The organism is Pseudomonas sp. NPDC089401 (genome assembly GCF_044749485.1).
Classification (GTDB): domain Bacteria; phylum Pseudomonadota; class Gammaproteobacteria; order Pseudomonadales; family Pseudomonadaceae; genus Aquipseudomonas.
The window spans coordinates 1-17,481 of record NZ_JBIVIA010000019.1; the positions used below are offsets into that span (position 1 = coordinate 1).

Annotated in this window: 15 protein-coding genes; all 15 read right to left on the bottom strand. The window is 61.6% G+C overall.

Going from position 1 to position 17,481, the window contains the following annotated elements; translation table 11 throughout:
• A partial coding sequence (locus ACIP21_RS27515; protein ID WP_082477096.1) for a thiamine pyrophosphate-binding protein occupies positions 1-116 on the bottom strand: 116 nt, incomplete at its 3' end.
• A 71-nt stretch (positions 117-187) separates the two neighbouring features.
• Entirely contained in the window at positions 188-916 is a 729-nt protein-coding gene (locus ACIP21_RS27520; RefSeq protein ID WP_400694591.1) for a transporter substrate-binding domain-containing protein, read from the bottom strand.
• Positions 917-990: 74 nt separating this feature from the next.
• Entirely contained in the window at positions 991-2,244 is a 1,254-nt protein-coding gene (locus tag ACIP21_RS27525) for an OprD family porin (protein ID WP_400694593.1), read from the bottom strand.
• 109 nt (positions 2,245-2,353) lie between these two features.
• Positions 2,354-3,670 carry an MFS transporter gene (locus ACIP21_RS27530; protein WP_400694595.1) on the bottom strand — a complete coding sequence of 439 codons (1,317 nt, stop codon included), beginning with the start codon at positions 3,668-3,670 and terminating at the stop codon, positions 2,354-2,356.
• 62 nt (positions 3,671-3,732) lie between these two features.
• Positions 3,733-4,785, bottom strand: a complete 1,053-nt coding sequence (locus ACIP21_RS27535) for a lactonase family protein (protein WP_400694597.1) — start codon at positions 4,783-4,785, stop codon at positions 3,733-3,735.
• Between the two features lie 258 nt (positions 4,786-5,043).
• A complete protein-coding gene (gene acnA, locus ACIP21_RS27540; RefSeq protein WP_400694599.1) occupies positions 5,044-7,722 on the bottom strand; it encodes an aconitate hydratase AcnA in 2,679 nt (892 codons plus the stop codon).
• A gap of 151 nt (positions 7,723-7,873) precedes the next feature.
• Positions 7,874-8,761 carry a LysR family transcriptional regulator gene (locus ACIP21_RS27545; protein WP_400694600.1) on the bottom strand — a complete coding sequence of 296 codons (888 nt, stop codon included), beginning with the start codon at positions 8,759-8,761 and terminating at the stop codon, positions 7,874-7,876.
• 218 nt (positions 8,762-8,979) lie between these two features.
• Positions 8,980-10,527 carry an amidase family protein gene (locus tag ACIP21_RS27550; RefSeq protein WP_400694602.1) on the bottom strand — a complete coding sequence of 516 codons (1,548 nt, stop codon included), beginning with the start codon at positions 10,525-10,527 and terminating at the stop codon, positions 8,980-8,982.
• Between the two features lie 84 nt (positions 10,528-10,611).
• The gene (locus ACIP21_RS27555) at positions 10,612-11,496 is read right to left on the bottom strand and encodes a glycine betaine ABC transporter substrate-binding protein (protein WP_400694603.1); all 885 of its coding nucleotides are present in this window, start codon (positions 11,494-11,496) and stop codon (positions 10,612-10,614) included.
• A gap of 33 nt (positions 11,497-11,529) precedes the next feature.
• On the bottom strand, positions 11,530-12,192 hold the full coding sequence (locus ACIP21_RS27560; RefSeq protein WP_400694605.1) for an ABC transporter permease: 663 nt from the start codon (positions 12,190-12,192) through the stop codon (positions 11,530-11,532).
• Positions 12,189-13,187, bottom strand: a complete 999-nt coding sequence (locus ACIP21_RS27565) for an ABC transporter ATP-binding protein (RefSeq protein WP_400694607.1) — start codon at positions 13,185-13,187, stop codon at positions 12,189-12,191. Before ACIP21_RS27565 ends, ACIP21_RS27560 begins: the two co-directional genes overlap by 4 nt.
• On the bottom strand, positions 13,184-13,867 hold the full coding sequence (locus tag ACIP21_RS27570; protein WP_400694609.1) for an ABC transporter permease: 684 nt from the start codon (positions 13,865-13,867) through the stop codon (positions 13,184-13,186). The genes ACIP21_RS27565 and ACIP21_RS27570 overlap by 4 nt, the downstream gene beginning before the upstream one ends.
• Before the next feature lie 366 nt (positions 13,868-14,233).
• Positions 14,234-15,217, bottom strand: coding sequence for a GlxA family transcriptional regulator (locus tag ACIP21_RS27575; protein ID WP_400694611.1), 984 nt, complete (start codon positions 15,215-15,217; stop codon positions 14,234-14,236).
• Positions 15,218-15,371: 154 nt separating this feature from the next.
• Positions 15,372-16,337, bottom strand: coding sequence for an alpha/beta hydrolase (locus ACIP21_RS27580; protein ID WP_400694612.1), 966 nt, complete (start codon positions 16,335-16,337; stop codon positions 15,372-15,374).
• Positions 16,338-16,361: 24 nt separating this feature from the next.
• The gene (locus ACIP21_RS27585) at positions 16,362-17,276 is read right to left on the bottom strand and encodes an amidohydrolase family protein (protein WP_400694613.1); all 915 of its coding nucleotides are present in this window, start codon (positions 17,274-17,276) and stop codon (positions 16,362-16,364) included.
• Between the last annotated feature and the right edge of the window lie 205 nt (positions 17,277-17,481).

Here is a 17,481-nt window from a genome sequence, read left to right on the forward strand (position 1 = left end):
TTCGACTTGCGCAGGGATTCCAGCAGGTCGAGGTTTTCCTCACCAGGAATGCCGAACACATACTCGACACCTTCGTTTTCCAGGCATTGCACAACGACATCGGCGGCCTTGGCCATTTTACTTCGTACCTCAGGTTTTGCTTCGGATTGGAGATCACATCGCCCGCCAGGCAGGCGATCGGGTTCAGTCAGCATGTTGCGCTGACATCGGTCTGCCCGGTGGCCAGCAACGCGCCTCGGACAAAGCCACTGCTCAGGCTGCGCTCGACGAAATCACGTACATACGCAGCGGCTGCGTCATTGCCCCTGGGCACCGCCATGGCTTGGCGGATGGCGGTGAAGGCGCCATCCAGCACCCGATAACGCGCGTCACCATCCGCCACTTTCTGCAGCGGCTGGCGAACGCCGGCAGCCGCGTCCAGGCCTTGGTCGATAAACAGGTCGACGGCGCCGGCCGAGGTTTCAGCGCGGACCAACTCGGCAGACTCAAGCGTGCGGCTCAGATACAGGTCGTAAGCTGCGCCTTTGCCGACGGCCAGGCGCAGGCCCGCAGCGTCCAGCTGGTCGACGCTGGCGAACGGCGCCTCCTGCCTGACCAGGTAGGTCCCCTCGATCAGCACGTAGGGCTCACTGAAGAAGATCTGCGCTTCGCGGACCGGTTCGATGGCCAGGAACGCAAGGTTCCAGGCCCCCTCCTCCAGAGCGGCGAAGACTTTGCCGGCGGCATCGAAGGTGTGCATGTTCAGGGTAACCCCGAGTTCTTCAGCCAGTGCCTTGGCCAGGGCGACCGAGACACCCTGGGGTTCGCCATCAGGGCCGCGCTGGGCGAGGACCGGGTTGCCATAGTTGATGGCGGCGGTGAGGATGCCGTTGGGGGCCAGTTCGGCCAGGAGGGCTGGGGTGATTGAGGTGGACATTGGGTTCTCCGGTGTCAGTGAGGGCCTCTTCGCGGCTCAAGCCGCTCCTGCAGGGAGCGCGTAGGAGCGGGGCCTCACCAGATGGGTAAGGTATACGACACGATCAGGCGGTTCTCGTCGGTGCCGCGGGCGAAGTTGGAGCGGTACGCCGCATTACGCCAGCGAATGCCCACGTTCTTCAATGCGCCCGACTGGAACACGTAAGCGATATCGGTGTTGCGCTCCCACTCGCGACCTTCTTCGTTGCTGGTGGCAGGGTCGGCGTGGTCGCCCTTGACGTAGCGGGTCATGAAGGTAAGGCCGGGGATGCCGATCGCAGCGAAGTTGTAGTCGTAGCGCAGCTGCCAGGAACGTTCGCCCGGCTCGGCAAAGTCGTTGAGCTGGATGTAGTTGGTGAGATAAGGGTCGGTGCCGTTGAGGAACGGCATCGAGGTATCACCGTTCATCTTCTGCAGGCCCAAACCGAAGGCATGGCCACCCAGGCTGTAGGTGAACATGCCGCTCAACGCGCCGCTGTCGATGGCGCCGCCCTGGGCGTTGCCGGCATCGTCGCTGAGCATGTAGCGCAGATCGCTCTTGAGCTTGCCAGGGCCGATGCTCCAGCTGTGATTGACGCCGAAGAAGTTCTGCCGGTAGACGTCCTGCAACTCGGCGTACTGGTAGCTCAGGGTCAGCGTCTTGCTCAGCGCATAGTCGGCACCGCCAATCCAGTAGTCATCCCCTTTCACGGCACCGGAAAAACGCCGGTTCTTGTTGTTGAGCGTGATCTTCTGCGCATCGGTGGAATCGCGGTCGGTCATACGATTGAAGCGCGCACCGGTAAAGGTCAGGCCGTCGATTTCGCTGCTGGTCAGCAGGCCACCTTCGAAGGTCTGCGGCAGGATGCGCCCGGTGTTGGCCTGCACGGTGGGCAGCTTGGGGATCAAGGTGCCGTACTTGAGCTCGCTCTTCGACACCTTGACCTTGGCGGTCAGGCCCAATCGACTGAATTCATCCGCCGCACGGCCGTCATCGTGGACTGGCAGCAGGCCGGTACCAGCGCGATCTGGGCTTGAGTCGAGCTTGATGCCGAGCATGCCCAGTGCATCGAGGCCGAAGCCGACGCTGCCTGGCGAGTAGCCGGAGCGAAAGTCCAGCAGGAAACCCTGGGCCCACTCTTCGCGTTTGGACTGTGCACTGCCATCGCGAAAATCGCGGTTCAGGTAGTAGTTCTGCATCTGCAGGTTGAGCTTGCTGTCATCGACGAAGCCCTCGGCGCTGGCTGCGCCGGCGATCATGCAGGGAGACAGGGTGACAAGGGTACGCAGGATGTTCTTGTTGTTGTGCATCTGCCGATTTCCATCTGGTTGGCATGAGACTGCCCGGCCCGGGGCATGGCACCAGGCAATGAAAGGAAGCGAGGTCAGCGAGGGGGCCGGGTGGCGGCCCCCTTCAGGATCAGTGGGCCGAGGCGGCCACGGGCTGATCAGGGTCTTTGTTGGTGACACGCATCAGGGCCGTCATCAGGAAGGCGATGACCAGCAAGGCGCTGAGGAACAGCAAGCCCGTGGCTGCGCTTTGGCTGCTGCCCTTGACCACACCGATCATCGATGGCCCGACGAAGCCGCCGAGGTTGCCGATGGAGTTGATCACGGCAATCGACACCGCTGCAGTGGCACGATCGAGGAACAGCGTCGGCAGTGCCCAGAACGGCGATTTGAAGCTGTACAGGCCGGAAAGCGCGACGCAGATCATGGCCATCGAAGCCACCGCGCTGGGCAGCATGCCTGCCCCGATCAAGCCGAGCGCTGCGACCGCCAGCGGAATGGCCGAGTGCATCTTGCGCTCGTTACGCCGGTCCGAACTGCGCGACCAGATAATCATCGCAGCCGTGGCGACAATGTACGGGACCATGGCAATCAGGCCGATCTGGGTATGGCTCAGGTCGCCGGAGAAGCCTTTGATGATCTGCGGCATCCAGTAACCCACACCCAGGCTGCCGCACTGGTAGACGAAGTAGATGAAGGCCAGGTACAGCACCTTCTTGTTGACCATGGTTTGCAACACGCCCAGACGCTTGACGTTCTTGCGGCTCTGGCGGTCGCGCTCAAGCTCGGCCAGCAGCCAGTCCTTTTCCTGCTGGCTCAGCCATTTGGCCTGCTCAGGTTTGTCGGTCAGGAACAGGAAGCAGGCAATGCCGAGGAACACGGCCGGAATGCCCTCGAGGAACAGCATCCAGCGCCAGCCGCTCCAGTCGAACCACTTGACGTTGTCCATGATCCAGGTGGAAAGCGGAGCACCGATGATGTAGCTGACCGGAATGGCTGCGGTGAACAGTGCCACGGTGGTGGCCAGTTCCTTGGCGCGGAACCAGTAGGTCAGGTAGACGATCACGCCCGGGAAGAAGCCGGCTTCGGCCACACCGAGGAAGAAGCGCAGCACGTACAGCTGGTTGGCGGTCTGGGCAAAGGCGGTGGCGGCAGCAATCGCACCCCAGGTCACCAGGATGCGGGCAATCCACACCCGCGCACCGTACTTGTTGAGCATGACGTTGCTGGGCACTTCGAACAGGAAGTAGCCGATGAAGAAGATCCCGGAAATGAAGCCGAACGCCTCGCTGGTCAGGGCCAGCTCCTTGTTCATCTCCAGCGCGGCATAACCGATGTTGGCGCGATCCAGGTAGGACACGATGTACAGCAGGAACATGAACGGGATGATGCGCAGGGTGACCTTGCGCACGATCGCCTGTTCGTCGACAGTTTTGTTGTTGTTCATAAGGGCCTCATCGAGGGCAAGCCGTGGCCTGCCCCTTTAATTGTTATCGATACAACGGAACATCAGGCAGAAAAGATCATGCACACCGGACTGCCGGTCGAAACCGCGAAGCCGGTCTTGTTCAACGCGCCGGTTTGTGGGTCCACTGCAAACGAGACGATGCTGTCGCTATCCTCATTGAGGGCGAACATGAAGCGCTGGTTGGGGGTCAGGGAGAAGAAGCGTGGCGTCTTGCCTGCGCTCGGTACGTACTCGACCGGGCTGAGCAAGCCACTGCCCTGGTCGATGGCGAACACCGCGATACTGTCGTAGCCACGGTTGGAGGCGTACAGGAAGCGGCCGCTGCGGTCGACCTCGATCTCCGAGGCACGGCTGTTGCCGGTGAAGGTCGCGGGCAGCGAAGGCAGCACCTGCAGCGGGCTCAGCGCACCACTGGCCGCATCGAAGCGGTAGCTGGTGACGGTCGAATCCAGCTCGTTGATCACATAGGCAAACCCGGCTTTCGGGTGCATGGCGATATGACGTGGGCCGGAACCCTCGCGGGCCACGGCGAACGGTTGCTCGGCCGGGTGCAGCTTGCCGTTGTCGAAACGGAAGCTGAAGACCCGGTCCAGGCCCTTGTCCGGCACCAGCACGAAGTTGCCGGAGGCGTCGAACGGGTTGAAGTGCGGCTTGGCGAAGGGCTGCTCGACGCGGTGCGGGCCCAGCGGACCTTCCAGCTTCAGCAACTGGTTGACCGTACCAAGGGCGCCGTCCTCGCCGACATTGAGCACTGCCAGGGTACCGGTGATGTGGTTGGACACCACCATGAAGCGCTCGCTCGGGTCCAGTGCCAGGTGCACGGGGTTCTTGCCTTCGCAGCTGGCCCGGTTGAGCAGGCTGAGCTTGCCGCTTTGTTTGTCGACCGTGAATGCACTGACCTCGCTGCGGTCACCGTGCACGCTGTACAAGCGGTCGCCAGCACGGTTCAAGGCCAGGAAGGATGGGTTGACCAGGTCACCGACCACCTGGACCTTCTCCAGCGTGCCCGCCTGGTGGTCCAGGCGGTAGACCGTGATGCCATCACCACGCGCATTACGCTCACGAGTGGTGCGCGATCCGACGTACGCGAACATAGGGGTGTTTCTCCCGCTTGCAGAAGGGTTCGAAGACAAGGCGCTTGCCGCACTGGCCATGCCAGTCGGCAAGATCGCGCCCAACAGGCCCAGCCCAGCGGCTGCACCCAGTTGTTTGAGGACGATGCGTCTGCCGATATCCGTGTGCTCGGCGCTCACGGCATCGGGCGCGACAACAGGGGGTTGTTCGCGGTGCATAGGGATTTCCCTTTTTATTGTTGTTGTCTGGCGGCCCCGCCAACCGAGGCCGTGGTGAGATCACTGCCGTGTACGCGCCACGACCTTGCGAATCACGAAGGGCAGCACGCCGCCGTTGCTCAGGTAACGCACTTCCTGCTGCGAATCGATACGGGCGATGACCGTGACTTCATCGCGTCGGCCGTCGGCACGGCGGATGATCAGGCCGATCTCGTTCTGCCCCACCACCAGCTCGTCGAGGCCGATGAAGTCGAACTGCTCGTTGCCCTCCAGGCGCAGGTCATCGACGCTCTTGCCGGGCTGGAACACCAATGGCAGCACGCCCATGCCGATCAGGTTGCTGCGGTGAATCCGCTCGATGCTCTGCGCCACCACCGCCTTGACCCCCAGCAGGGCCTGGGCCTTGGCCGCCCAGTCGCGGCTGGAACCGGCGCCGTAGTTGATCCCGGCGAACACCACCATGGGCGTGTGCTGGGCGGCGTAGCTCTTGGCCGCCTCGTACAGGGGCAGGCACTCGCTGTGGTCGGCATTCCAGGCCCAGGCGCCCTGCCCTGGCTGCGACTCCCCGAGCAGGCGGTTCTTCACCGACTTGTTGGTGAAGGCACCGCGCAGCATCACTTCGTGGTTGCTGCGACGGGTGGAGTACTGGTTGAGGTCCTGCGGGTCTTCACCGCGCTCCAGCAGCCATTGGCCGGCCAGGCTGTTGGCCGGAATGGCCCCGGCCGGCGAGATATGGTCGGTGGTGACGTTGTCGCCCAGCACCATCAGCGCGCGGGCACCGTTGATGGCCAGGGAAGCCTTGGGCTCGGCCTGGATATCGGCCAGGTATTGCGGGCGACGCAGGTAGGTCGACTGCGGGCTCCACGGGAACTGCACGCTGCCCTCGGCCGACAGTGCCTGCCAATGGTGGGTGCCGTCCCAAACGGTGGCCAGGCGCTGCTGGAAGAACTCGGGCTTGACCACACGGGCGACTTGCGCGGTGATCTCGGTATCCGATGGCATCAGGTCATGCAGGTACACAGGTTGGCCTTCGGCATCGGTAGCCAACGGCTGCGTGGTCAGGTCGACATCGATGCTGCCGGCAATGGCATAGGCCACGCACAGGGCAGGCGAAGCCAGATAACCGGCCGGCACCTTAGGGTTGACTCGACCTTCGAAGTTGCGATTGCCCGACAGCACGACCACACCTTTGAGACCCTGATCGGCGAACGCCTCGACATGCTCTTCGAGCTTGCCGGAGTTGCCGATGCAGGTCATGCAGCCGAAACCGGCCAGGTCGAAGCCCAGGGCAGAGAAGTCCTCCAGCAGCCCGGCCTCGGCCAGGTAGTCAGCCACTACTTGAGAACCAGGCGACAGCGACGTCTTGACCCAGGGCTTGCGCTGCAGGCCCAGGCTGCGGGCTTTACGGGCCAGCAGGCCGGCCTGGATCATCTGCGCCGGGTTGGCGGTATTGGTGCAACTGGTGATGGCGGACATCACCACGGCCCCGTGGGTGATTGGCTGACCAAACGAAGGTTCGAAAAAGCGCTGCTCCTGCGGCGCATCGATCAGCTTGCCAGCGCCAAGCACTTCTTCATGGAACGAGGCACCCGCCCTGGACAGTGGCTGTCGCTGGTGCGGCTGATGCGGGCCGGCGACGCTTGGCTCGATGCTGGCCAGGTCCAGTTCGATCAGCTCGTCGAACTCTGGCTCGGGCAGTTCGTCACGGCGCCACAGCGGCTGCGCACTCATGTAGCTGACCACCTGCTCGCGCAGTTTCGCCGAACGACCGCTGAGTTCCAGATAGGCCAGGGTTTCGTTGTCGAACGGGAAGAACACCACCGTGGCGCCGTATTCCGGCGCCATGTTCGACACGGTACCGCGGGCCGCCCAGCTCAAGGTGGAAAGGCCAGGGCCGGTGAACTCGACGAACTTGCCGACGACCGAGCGCTGACGCAGGATCTCGGCCACGTGCAGCGACAGGTCCGTGGCAGTCACACCTGGGCGCAGGGCATTGGTGACGCGAATCCCGATCACCTTGGGGAAACTGATCGGCACCGGCTCGCCGACCATCGCCGCCTGCCCTTCCAGGCCTCCTACGCCCCAGCCCAATACGCCGATGGCGTTGATCATCGGGGTGTGGCTGTCAGTGGCGACCATGTCGTCCGGGTGCAGCAGGCGCTCGCCGTTTGCGCCGGGTGTTTGCCAGACCACGTGGGCCAGGGCTTCCATGTTCATCTGGTGAATGATGCCGGTGCCTGGCGGGATCACCCCGAAGTTGTCCAGGCTCTTCTGTGCCCACTTGATGAAACGATAGCGCTCGCTGTTACGACGAAAATCGATGTCCAGGTTCTGCTCTACCGCATCCGCCTCGGCGAAGCGCTCGACAATCACCGAGTGGTCGATGGTCAGCACTGCCGGGATCAGCGGGTTCATCGCCTGCGGGTCACCGCCAAGCTCGGCGACCACGTCGCGCATGCCGGCGAAATCGGCCAGCGCCGGCAGGCATGTAGTGTCATGGAACATCAGTCGATTCGGCTGGAACGGCACCTCGCAATCGGGGCCCTGGCCAATCGCCCTCGCCAACACCGAGCGCAGCGCCTGGGGCGAGCAGCGCGCGACGTTCTCCAGCAGGATACGGATAGAGTAAGGCAGCTTGGCCAGTTGATCGTGATCGAGCATCTTGCTCAGGTCGACGATGGTGAACGCCTCGTCGTTGATCACCAGGGGGCTGAAGAGGTCGCAGGCAGTCTCGGTCATACTGGAATCGCTCGGCTTCTTATAATGTTCACAGGCCCCCTGGGAAAGCAGGCGGCACTGCGCATGAGCCGATACTACGAGCGCGACGACTGAAGGAAAATTGGTCAATCACCATAGCAGCGTTCTCCAAACGAGAACGCTGCCAGGTATCTCAACCAGGCAATTTCAAGTGATCGATGAACGTCTTGAGTGTGGCGGGAGCGCTTTCATAGCTTCGCAGCACCAGCAGCAGCGTGCGCTGGGCCCAGGGTTCGTCCAGCTTCACCGCTTTGAGTTTATGGCTGCGCTGATACTGGCTCACCACGCTGCGCGGGAGGACGGCGACGCCCAGCCCATTGGAAACCATGCGGCACATGCAATCGAAGCTGCTGATCCGGATACGCAGCTTGAGGGCCAGGCCAAGCCTGTTGGCTTCATGGGTGAGCAAGGCATGCACCGAGCTCTCCAGATGCGGACCGACGAACTCATGCGCCAGCGCCTCCTTGAAACTGATCGACATGCGGGTCGCCAGTTCGTGGCCGTGGGGCACGACCAACGTCAGCTCATCGTGCCTGTAGGTAAAGGTTTCCAGGCCCTCGGGGGCAGTTTGCGCGGCAATGATGCCCACATCTGCGCGGCCGTCGGCGACGGCGCGAATCACCGCAGACCCCACCCGCTCTTCGATGTCGAACTTGATCTGCGGATACAACGCAGCAAAGCCCGCGACATCCTGGGGCAGGAACTGGGAAAGTGCCGAGGTGATCGCATGCACCCGGATATGCCCTTTGACGCCACTGGCATAGCCACTGAGTTCGGTGTCCAGTTCAGCCAGCGTCTGTTTCAATTGCCGGGCATAGAACAGCAGCGATTGCCCCGCGGGCGTCAGTTCCACTCCCCGTGCATTTCTCAGCAGCAGCGTCGAGCCGACCTGTGCTTCCAGCTCGCTGATCCGTTTGCTGATCGCCGACACAGCGACGTGCTTGATCCGCCCGGCACGCGTGAGATTGCGCTCTTGGGCGACAGTGATGAACAGATCCAGGCTGATGAGATCGTAACGCACGAAAGATTCCTTGAGGACGCCAGATCATGGTTTGGTCAATGATGTCCGACGTAGCCATTGATGCACTGCTGATTGCGGTTTGAAGCGGTAAGCCGAAGCGATAGGTGATGACCCGCTCGGATCAAGGTAGTCAGTACAGCAGCCCAGACTGGAGCTTTCAACGCCAGTCCGCCTGCCATCAAGCAAAACGGACGCAACGACTCCAAAGGGCATGGCTCCTACTTCCCTAGAAATGCATAGCCCAAGCGGACCACATTCTCATCCTCTGCATATAACCCCAGGAACGAAATACCCACGGGCAAATTGCCCTCTACCGTCCCGGCCGGCACGGATATCTCAGGGAACCCCGTGGCTGAGGCGATATAGGCGCTGGCGTAGGTATCTGGCGTGTTGCAGACATGAGCTGAATCGCGCTGCCCTTCAACCACCGAGGCCGGGCAGTCAATCGTAGGAAACATGAAGGCCTCTGCTCCTGCTTGGTTTAGCAAGGCACTGAGCTCTGTGCGCAGCGAGGGTATGGTGTTGCTGAGGAGGGAAATGTACAAAGGCGAATCTGTTGCAGCTTGCTCGCTCAATGCCTTCAACGCAGCCAGCCGTTTTGGATTCATCAGGTAAGCTTGCTGTTGCTCCTGGTGCTGCTCCGCGCGCTTCACGAACTCAGCCAACGTCTTGGGCTGCCGGGCGTTCAGCGTGCTCAGGTAGCGCTCGAACTGCGGTTGGAATTCGGCGTCGCCGACAGGCCCCAGCACACCGGCCCAGAGTGTTTCATAGCGTTTGGGCAAAACCACCTCGACCAGCTTGGCGCCCTGTTCCCTCGCGCGCTGCCGGGCCGCTTCAAACACGGCATCAACCTGGGCATTGGCACCCATGAAGTTGGTCACCACCGCCAACGTCCGGCCGTTGAGGGTTGACTGCTCCAGCCCTTCGACAAACTGCATCGAAGCCGAATCGACGTTGGCGGTGGCCGCGTCCGCCTGGTCGCTACCCTTTATGACATCCAGCACGATGGCTTGATCGAGTACGCTCCGGGTAATCACACCCGCTGTATCGAAGGCCAACGACAACGGGACGACACCACTGCGGCTGATCACGCCCAACGATGGGCGCAGGCCCACAGTGCCGGTGACACTGGCCGGCGCGCGGATCGACCCGCTGGTATCCGAACCCAATGCAAAGGGTGCGAAGCCCGCCGCGACAGCGGCGGCTGAACCGCTGCTGGAGCCCGAGGCATCATGCTTGAGGTTGTGCGGGTTGAGCGTTTGCCCACCGAGTGAGCTATAGCCGAACCTGCCATAGGAGGCTGCCAGTTCGGAAAGATTGGCCTTGCCCAGCACAATGGCTCCGTCGCTGCGCAGCCGCTCGATAACGAAGGCGTCGCGGGGCGGCATCGAATCACGTAATACCCATGAACCTGCGCTGGTCGGCAGCTGCACGGTATCGATGTTGTCCTTCGCCAGGTAAGGGATACCGGCAAGTGCATTGTGTTTTGCGCCAGGCGCTTTTTTACGTTGTGCATCCCAGTTTCGAGCTTGCTCAAGTGCCTGGTCGTTCAGGCTGATAACCGCATTGATGCGGTCACCCACATGATTGTTGCGCTGAATCTTGTCCTGATAGAACTGCACAAGCTGCTCAGAAGTGAGCCGACCTTCGTCCAGGGCCTGGCGGAGTTGACGAAGGTTCATTTCGTCCGGTGTTTGAGCAGATGCGGATACGCAGACTAGTAGTGACACTGTGCAGGCAATGAGCGAAATCGGGTTGGTGAGCATATCAGGTCCCTGCATGGGCGCGAGTGCGCCCACGGCGCTGTGCAGCCTTGGCACGAGGCTGAACAGTCCATGGGCGGGTGTTGATTACTGGGTGATCAGCTTGTTGCGAACAAGAAACTCGTTGGCGACCTTCTCGATGGATTCCCGCCCCACATCCACCCGAGCGTTGAGCGCGGCGATGGTCTGGCTGTCGATACTGGCTGAAAGCCGGTTGAGCAGCGGCGCAACGTTGGGGTGCAGGTCGAGAAACGCCGTGCGCGCTACCGGGGTCAAGGCGTAACTGGGGAAGAAGCCCTTGTCATCCTCGAGAAGGACGAAGCCGAAGGCCGACACTCGTCCATCCGTTGAAAGCACCAGCGACACGTCGGCCTGGCCCTGGCGCAGCGCCAGATAGGTCAAGCCGCCATCCATGCGCATCACATCGTTGCGCTCGAACTTGAAACCGTAGCGTTGCTGGAGCGGCTGAAGGCCGTCATGGCGCGAGTAGAACTCGGCGTTGCAGGCGAACTTCAGGTGGCCACCATCGTTGACCTTCGCCGCCAGGTCAGAAATCGAAACGATGCCCTTGGCCTCGGCCTCGGTCTTGCGCATGGCGAACGCGTAGGTGTTGTTGGCCTTCGACGGCTGCAACCAGGTCAGCCCCTTGGCAGCGTCGAGTTGCTTGACCCGCTGGTAGGTCTGCTCAGCGTCCAGGTTCTCTTTGATCTTGTTGTAGATGATCAACGAAGTACCGGTGTACTCCCAGTAGATGTCCACCTGGCCATTTTCCTGAGCGGCCCGCAGCACGGTCGAGCCCAAGTCGGAGCGCTTGTCCACGGCCATGCCGTTGCTTCTGAGCAGTTGGGTGGTCATCTCCGAGATCAGCTGCTGCTCGGTGAATTTCTTGCCGCCGACCACCACCGGCTCGGCAGCGAGGCTGGCGCCCGTCAGGAAGGTCATGCAGGCGAAGACGATTGCGCGTGCGGTCATGTGGCACCTGTTGTTGTCGTTGTAGGTCATGGCTCAACGTGCCGCCAGACGCAGGCCACGGGACACCGAGGCGTGCTGCACCAGCCCGCAGAGCATGTCCACCAGCATGGCCAGGCCCGCGGTGGCGATGGCACCCGCCAGCATCATCCCGTAATCGTTAAGGTCGATACCGGTGAAGATCAACTCACCCAGGCCCCCTCCTCCCACCAGGAAGGCAAGCGGCGCAGTACCGACGTTGATCGCAAGGGCTGTGCGCAGGCCGGCGAAGATCACGATCATGGCGTTCGGCAACTCAACCTTGAACAGAATCTGGCGGGGAGTCATGCCCACGGCTTCTGCTGCTTCCAGCAAATGCCGCGGCACCGCACGAAGCCCTTCATAGGTGTTCACCGTGATCGGCAGGAGCGTGGCGACCCACAGCGCGAAGATCGCCGCAGGCGCGCCGACACCGACCAGTGTCATCGCCAGGGCCAGCAGCGCCAGCTTGGGAACCGCCTGGCCAATGTTCAGCACCTGCATCACGGCCAGCGCATGCCGCTGGTTTTGCGAGCGGCTCATCCAGATGCCCACCGGCAAGGCAATGGCGATGGCCAGCGCACTGCTCACCGCCACGATGTGCAGGTGCTGAAGCGACAGGTAGATGACCTCGCTCCAGTAAGCCTGAAGCCACTCCATCATGTTTTCGAGGCTGTTCATCGCGCCACCGCCGTGGTGTTGTCAACCAGCCGCGCGAGGATGTCGCGCTGATGAATGAAGCCCATGAACTGGCCCTGGCGATCCTTGCAGACCGCCCACTCGCGGCCCTGTCCGAGCAGTTGGCACAGCACCTGACGCAGGTCATCGCTTGGCAACACGGTGATTGGCGTGTACGCAGCGGTGCCTGCCTGATCGCCCACGACCTGGATGTGCTCCTGCGGTGGCGTCTGGCTGGCAATGTCGGCCGCTTGCAGCAGGCGCAGGCGTTTCATGATGCGATCGCCGCCCATGAAATTGGCCACGAAGTCGCTGACCGGCCGGGCAAGCAGGTCGTCGGGGGTACCGAACTGCTCCACCTTGCCCGCATTGAACAGCGCGACACAGTCAGCCATCTTCACCGCTTCGTCGATGTCATGGCTGACGAACAGGACCGTCTTGCCGACCTGGCGCTGAATGCGCATGAACTCGTCCTGGATCGTGTCGCGGTTGATCGGGTCGATCGCGCCGAAAGGCTCGTCCATCAGCATCACGGGAGGGTCGGCGGCCAGGGCACGCGCCACGCCAATGCGCTGTTGCTGGCCGCCGGAGAGCTCGCAGGGGTAACGCCTGGCGAACTTCGAAGGCTCCAGGGCGACGACTTCCAGCAACTCGGCGGCTCGCTTGCGGCTCTTGGTCTTGTCCCAGCCCAGCAGGTCAGGCACGACGCAGATGTTGTCCTCGACAGTCATGTTGGGGAACAGCCCCACCTGCTGGATCACGTAGCCGATCGAGCGGCGCAAGGTGACCGTGTCGAGCTCGGCGGTGTCTCGACCACCAATCAGTATTTTGCCGGAAGTCGGCGCAATCAGGCGGTTGATCATTTTCAGGGTAGTGGTCTTGCCACAGCCGGACGGGCCGAGCAGCACGCAGATCTGACCCTCTGGAACGGTGAAGGAAACATCTTCTACGGCCGTGATATTCCCGAATTTCTTATTCAAATTATCAATCTGGATCACAATGTCGTTTCCTTCAGGCTGAGGGTGTTGAGCTTGGTCACGCCCTTGGGCGTCAGCGCACGCTGAAGAAGGGACAGCGCGTAATCGGCAGCGACGGCGATGACACTGATCAGGATCGCCCCGGCAATGAGCTGGCGGGTATCGGACTGGGCGATACCGCGTACGATCAGGCTGCCAAGGCCTCCGGCACCGATGTAGGCGGCGATCGCCGCGATACCGATGTTGATCACCGTGGCGACACGCACCCCAGCCATGATCAGCGGCGTGGCAAGTGGCAGTTCGACCTTCCACAAGCGCTGCCATGACGACATGCCCATGCCCCGCGCTGCCTCGCGCAAGGCGGGTTCGACGTTGGAAATGGCCGTATGGGTGTTACGGATGATTGGCAGCTGCGAGTAGAGAAACAGCGCGATGATGGCGGGGACCATGCCGATGCCCTGCCCCCAGATCGACAGCACCGGGATCATCAGGCCGAACAGCGCGGCAGAAGGAATGGTCATCAGCATGGCGGCGAAGGTCAGGATCCAGCGACCGGCGCGCGGGTGCTGGGAGACGAAGATGCCCAGCGGCACGCCTGTGAGGATGGCAAGGCCGACGGCCATGAAGACGATGTAGAGGTGCTGCCCAAGCAGGTGAGCAATCAACTCCAGGTTCGAGGTGATGAAACTTAACGTTTCCATTGTTCTTGTGCCTTTCTCCACAGGATTGTTATTCGCCGGTTCATCTGGGAGTGGATGCCGGTGTTGATGAAAACATTAACGCCCACAGGCCAAGATCCTGAGACCAAGGTTCGACGATCTCTGTCATAAGTTCGACATTTCGCAGCCTGATCGGGCAACACAGGTGCCTGCGGCACCGTCGGATGGGTCAGCCGTCCCCGCCCGGCGATCAGGGGCTGTACACAGGCGTGCACGTTCGCCGGCCTGCGCGCCTTAACCTGCGCGGCCTATGGGTTCGTGGCGGATCAATGGCAAGCGCTGCAGGCGCCAGCATCAGATTTCTGGAATATCAGCACACGCTTTTATGATCAAAGCGCGACGCCTGGCTCAGATCGTTGCGTCACTATCAAACTTTCGACGCTCTTCCCCAGGGCTGCAACCCCACGCCTTGCGATAGGCGCTGCCCAGATGCGAGGCGGAAACGAAGCCGCACGAGTAGGCGATAGAGGCAATCGACTTGCTGCTTTCACGCAACAGCCGGCGGGCTTCGGCCAGGCGCAGGTCAAGATAGAAGCGCTGCGGGGTCATGCCGAAATGCTGATGCCACAGTCGTTCAAGCTGTCGCTGGGACAGATTGCACTGCTCTGCGACCGTTTCAATGCTGATGACGTGCTCGAAGTTGTCTTCCATGTGGCCAATGGCGGCCGTGATGCGCCGATCATGGACGCCAAAACGCCACTGGATGGACATCCGCTGATGCTCCTCTGGCCCCCGTATGCGCGCATGCAGGAACTGCTCGGCAACAGCCGACGCGAGCTTTCCCCCATAGTCCACAGAGATCTGCGCCAGCATCAAATCGATAGCAGCGGTGCCACCGGCGCAGGTCCAGCGGTTGTCGTGGTTCACATACAATTCGCGGGTGACTTCGATGCCAGGAAATTCTTCGGCGAATTCGTTGATCGACTCCCAATGCAGCGTGCATTTGCGGCCATCGAGCAGCCCGGCCCGGGCAAGGATGAAAGTACCTGTGCTGAAGGCCCCCACCGTCTTGCCCTGGGCGGCGGCACGCTGCAGAAAACGAAGCATCTTCGGCGGGCGCAGGTGTTCGATGTCGAGGCTGGCCAGCACGAAGACCCGGTCCAGCGCGTCGACTTCATCCAGCGCCAAGGTGTTGATCTCTACACCACTGCTGGAGCTGACAGTGCCGCCGGTCTCAGAGAGCAGCTGCCACTGGTAAAGCGTCCTGCCAGCCAGACGATTGGCGGCACGCAGGGGTTCACTGGCACCGGCCAACGCCATCATCGAAAACTGCGGCAGGATCAACAGACCGATCCATTTGCACTCTTCAGTGGATTTGGCGGTTTGAACCATGAGGGGCTCCAGGCAGGTAGGCGATTGACCAGGACCACAGTCAGGTCCGGCATGTCGTCAGGATACGGGAGTGGCTTGGGTTCGGCGAAATGAAGCGAGTGAAGGCAACGTGGGGCGGCAAGGACCCGGAACGGATCCTTGCGGGTGCGGCAGGTTACAGGTGCTGGCGGACGGCTTCATCTATGTTCTGGATGATGGCTTGGAACACAGGGTGGCTCGCCTCGTTCTGCTGACCGTGCTGCATATCGGAAATCACCAATACACCGTCGCCGGCGTCACCCGGGTAACGCGAGTACAGGCGCTCGGACTCCGCCGGCATGTGCAGCGAGTTTTTCGCACCGTGAATGATCAGTGCAGGCGGGAAGCCGCTGGCACCTTCGATGGCCTGCTCAGGGTCGAAGGCGACATACGAGGTGTAGGACTTGGCGCTGACCCAGGCACAACCTGGCCAACGATCGGCCCCGCCTGCTTCGGTATAGGCGCCCAGTTGCTCGTCCACATACTGCTGGGTGGCAGGGTCCAGTGGGTAGTAGCCAAGGCGGGTAGCTTCGGTGCCGGTGTCAAAGGGCGCGATAGCAGCGCTCGGGTTCAGTGCCTTGATGCCCGCATCGGCAGATTTGGCATCGGCACGCAGGGCTTGCAGGGAACGGATGCTGGTGTAGCTCATGGGTACCCAGAATTTCACCTGCTCGCCGTTGCCACGCGCAAGTTCAGCGATCGCTGCCAGGCTTGCCACCGAGCCCATTGCCCACGAAGCGACTACCGGCATCTGACCAAACGCGTTGCGTGCCCAGGCCACTGCACCGAGCACTTCATCTTTCTGATCTTCGAGGCTGACGTTGGTGACGGTCTTGCCGTCGACCTGTGCAGTGTTACGTACCGCCTTGTTGTTGAAGAACCCTGCCACATCGTAGGTCATCACGCGGTAGCCGCGGGCAGCCAGGGCACGACCGAACAGCTGGCCATACATCGAAACGCCGCCGGTGAAGCCGGAGTTGAATACCACGGGTGGCAGGCTTTGATCCGGGTTGGCCGGCTCGAAGACGGTGCCGTTGAGGCTCAGCTTTTCGCCGCCAAAATCAACGTCGAACGTGATGTCGCGAGTAGAGATAGTGCTCATTTTTTCACCTGGTGGCCTGAAGGCTTATTGGTTTGGAAAATCAATGTTGGGAAAAACAATGGGAGCTGCGCCGTGAAGCAGTTCGTCGGCAGTAGCGCTGCAGCATTCGGAGGCGGCATTGGCCAGTCGGCGGACGAAGTCGAATGCGCCGACCGGGTCGAACAAGTCGTTGTAGGCATTACCATGCGGGTCGGCGCCGACATGCGGGGCATCGCTGGCCTGAAGCAACAGTTTGTCTGCGCCCAGGGCATCAACGATGCGGGTCACGAACGGCAAGACCTGGCAGACGTCAGAGCAGGTGCGGTACCCCGGCCCCTTGAACCAGACGTTGCCACGCGCCTGCGCCGCCTCGAGCAGCTCTAGGAAGGCCACGTCATCTGCACCTTTTTCCACCTGGCAGGTGCCCAGATGGTCTAGGACTACACGCACCTGACGCGGGATCTGGCGGAGTACGCGCACATTGGTCTCGGCCGACTGGGCGTAGACATGCACATGCTGGTGCGCGGCCAGACGCTCGTAGAGGGCCATCCACGGCGAGGTACTGTAGGCATCCGGCGCCACACGCTGCGGCGGCGCATCATGCAGCACGATGCGAACGCCGACGACCTGGGGATGACCAAGACGACGTTCATCGGCGTAATCAGGATCGGCCTTGATCGTACCCACCAGGCGGACATGGTCATACTTGCCGGGATGCGCAACCTGCAGTCGAGCAAGTTCGGCAAATGACGAAAACACGTTGGCGGAGTCAGGAAGAATGCTCAGGTGAACATTGTTCAAAAGTACCGGCTTCAGCCCGCTGGATGCCAGCGTCGCGAGATAATCAACCAGCGGATGTGCGTTCGGCAGTGCGTAAGGAAGTTCAGCGCCTGGTGCGGTGAGATCTTCCTGGGTGAAGAAGTGCACATGGCTGTCGATCAATGCGTTGTCATTGTTCATGGGTAAGTTCCCGTTGGCGTGCTAACACGATATGGGCAAACCCTGCCCGACACGTCTCGCCAACCCGACGACTCCTATCAAAAGTTCGACATCGCGATTTCTCCCTTCTGCCCGCAAGTGCTTGAGAGCAGGCTCTCAACCCCTGCCTGCTCGCCCTCCCCTCGCCACTCGGCGAAAAAATGACAGAGGATGTCGATTCCTTGAT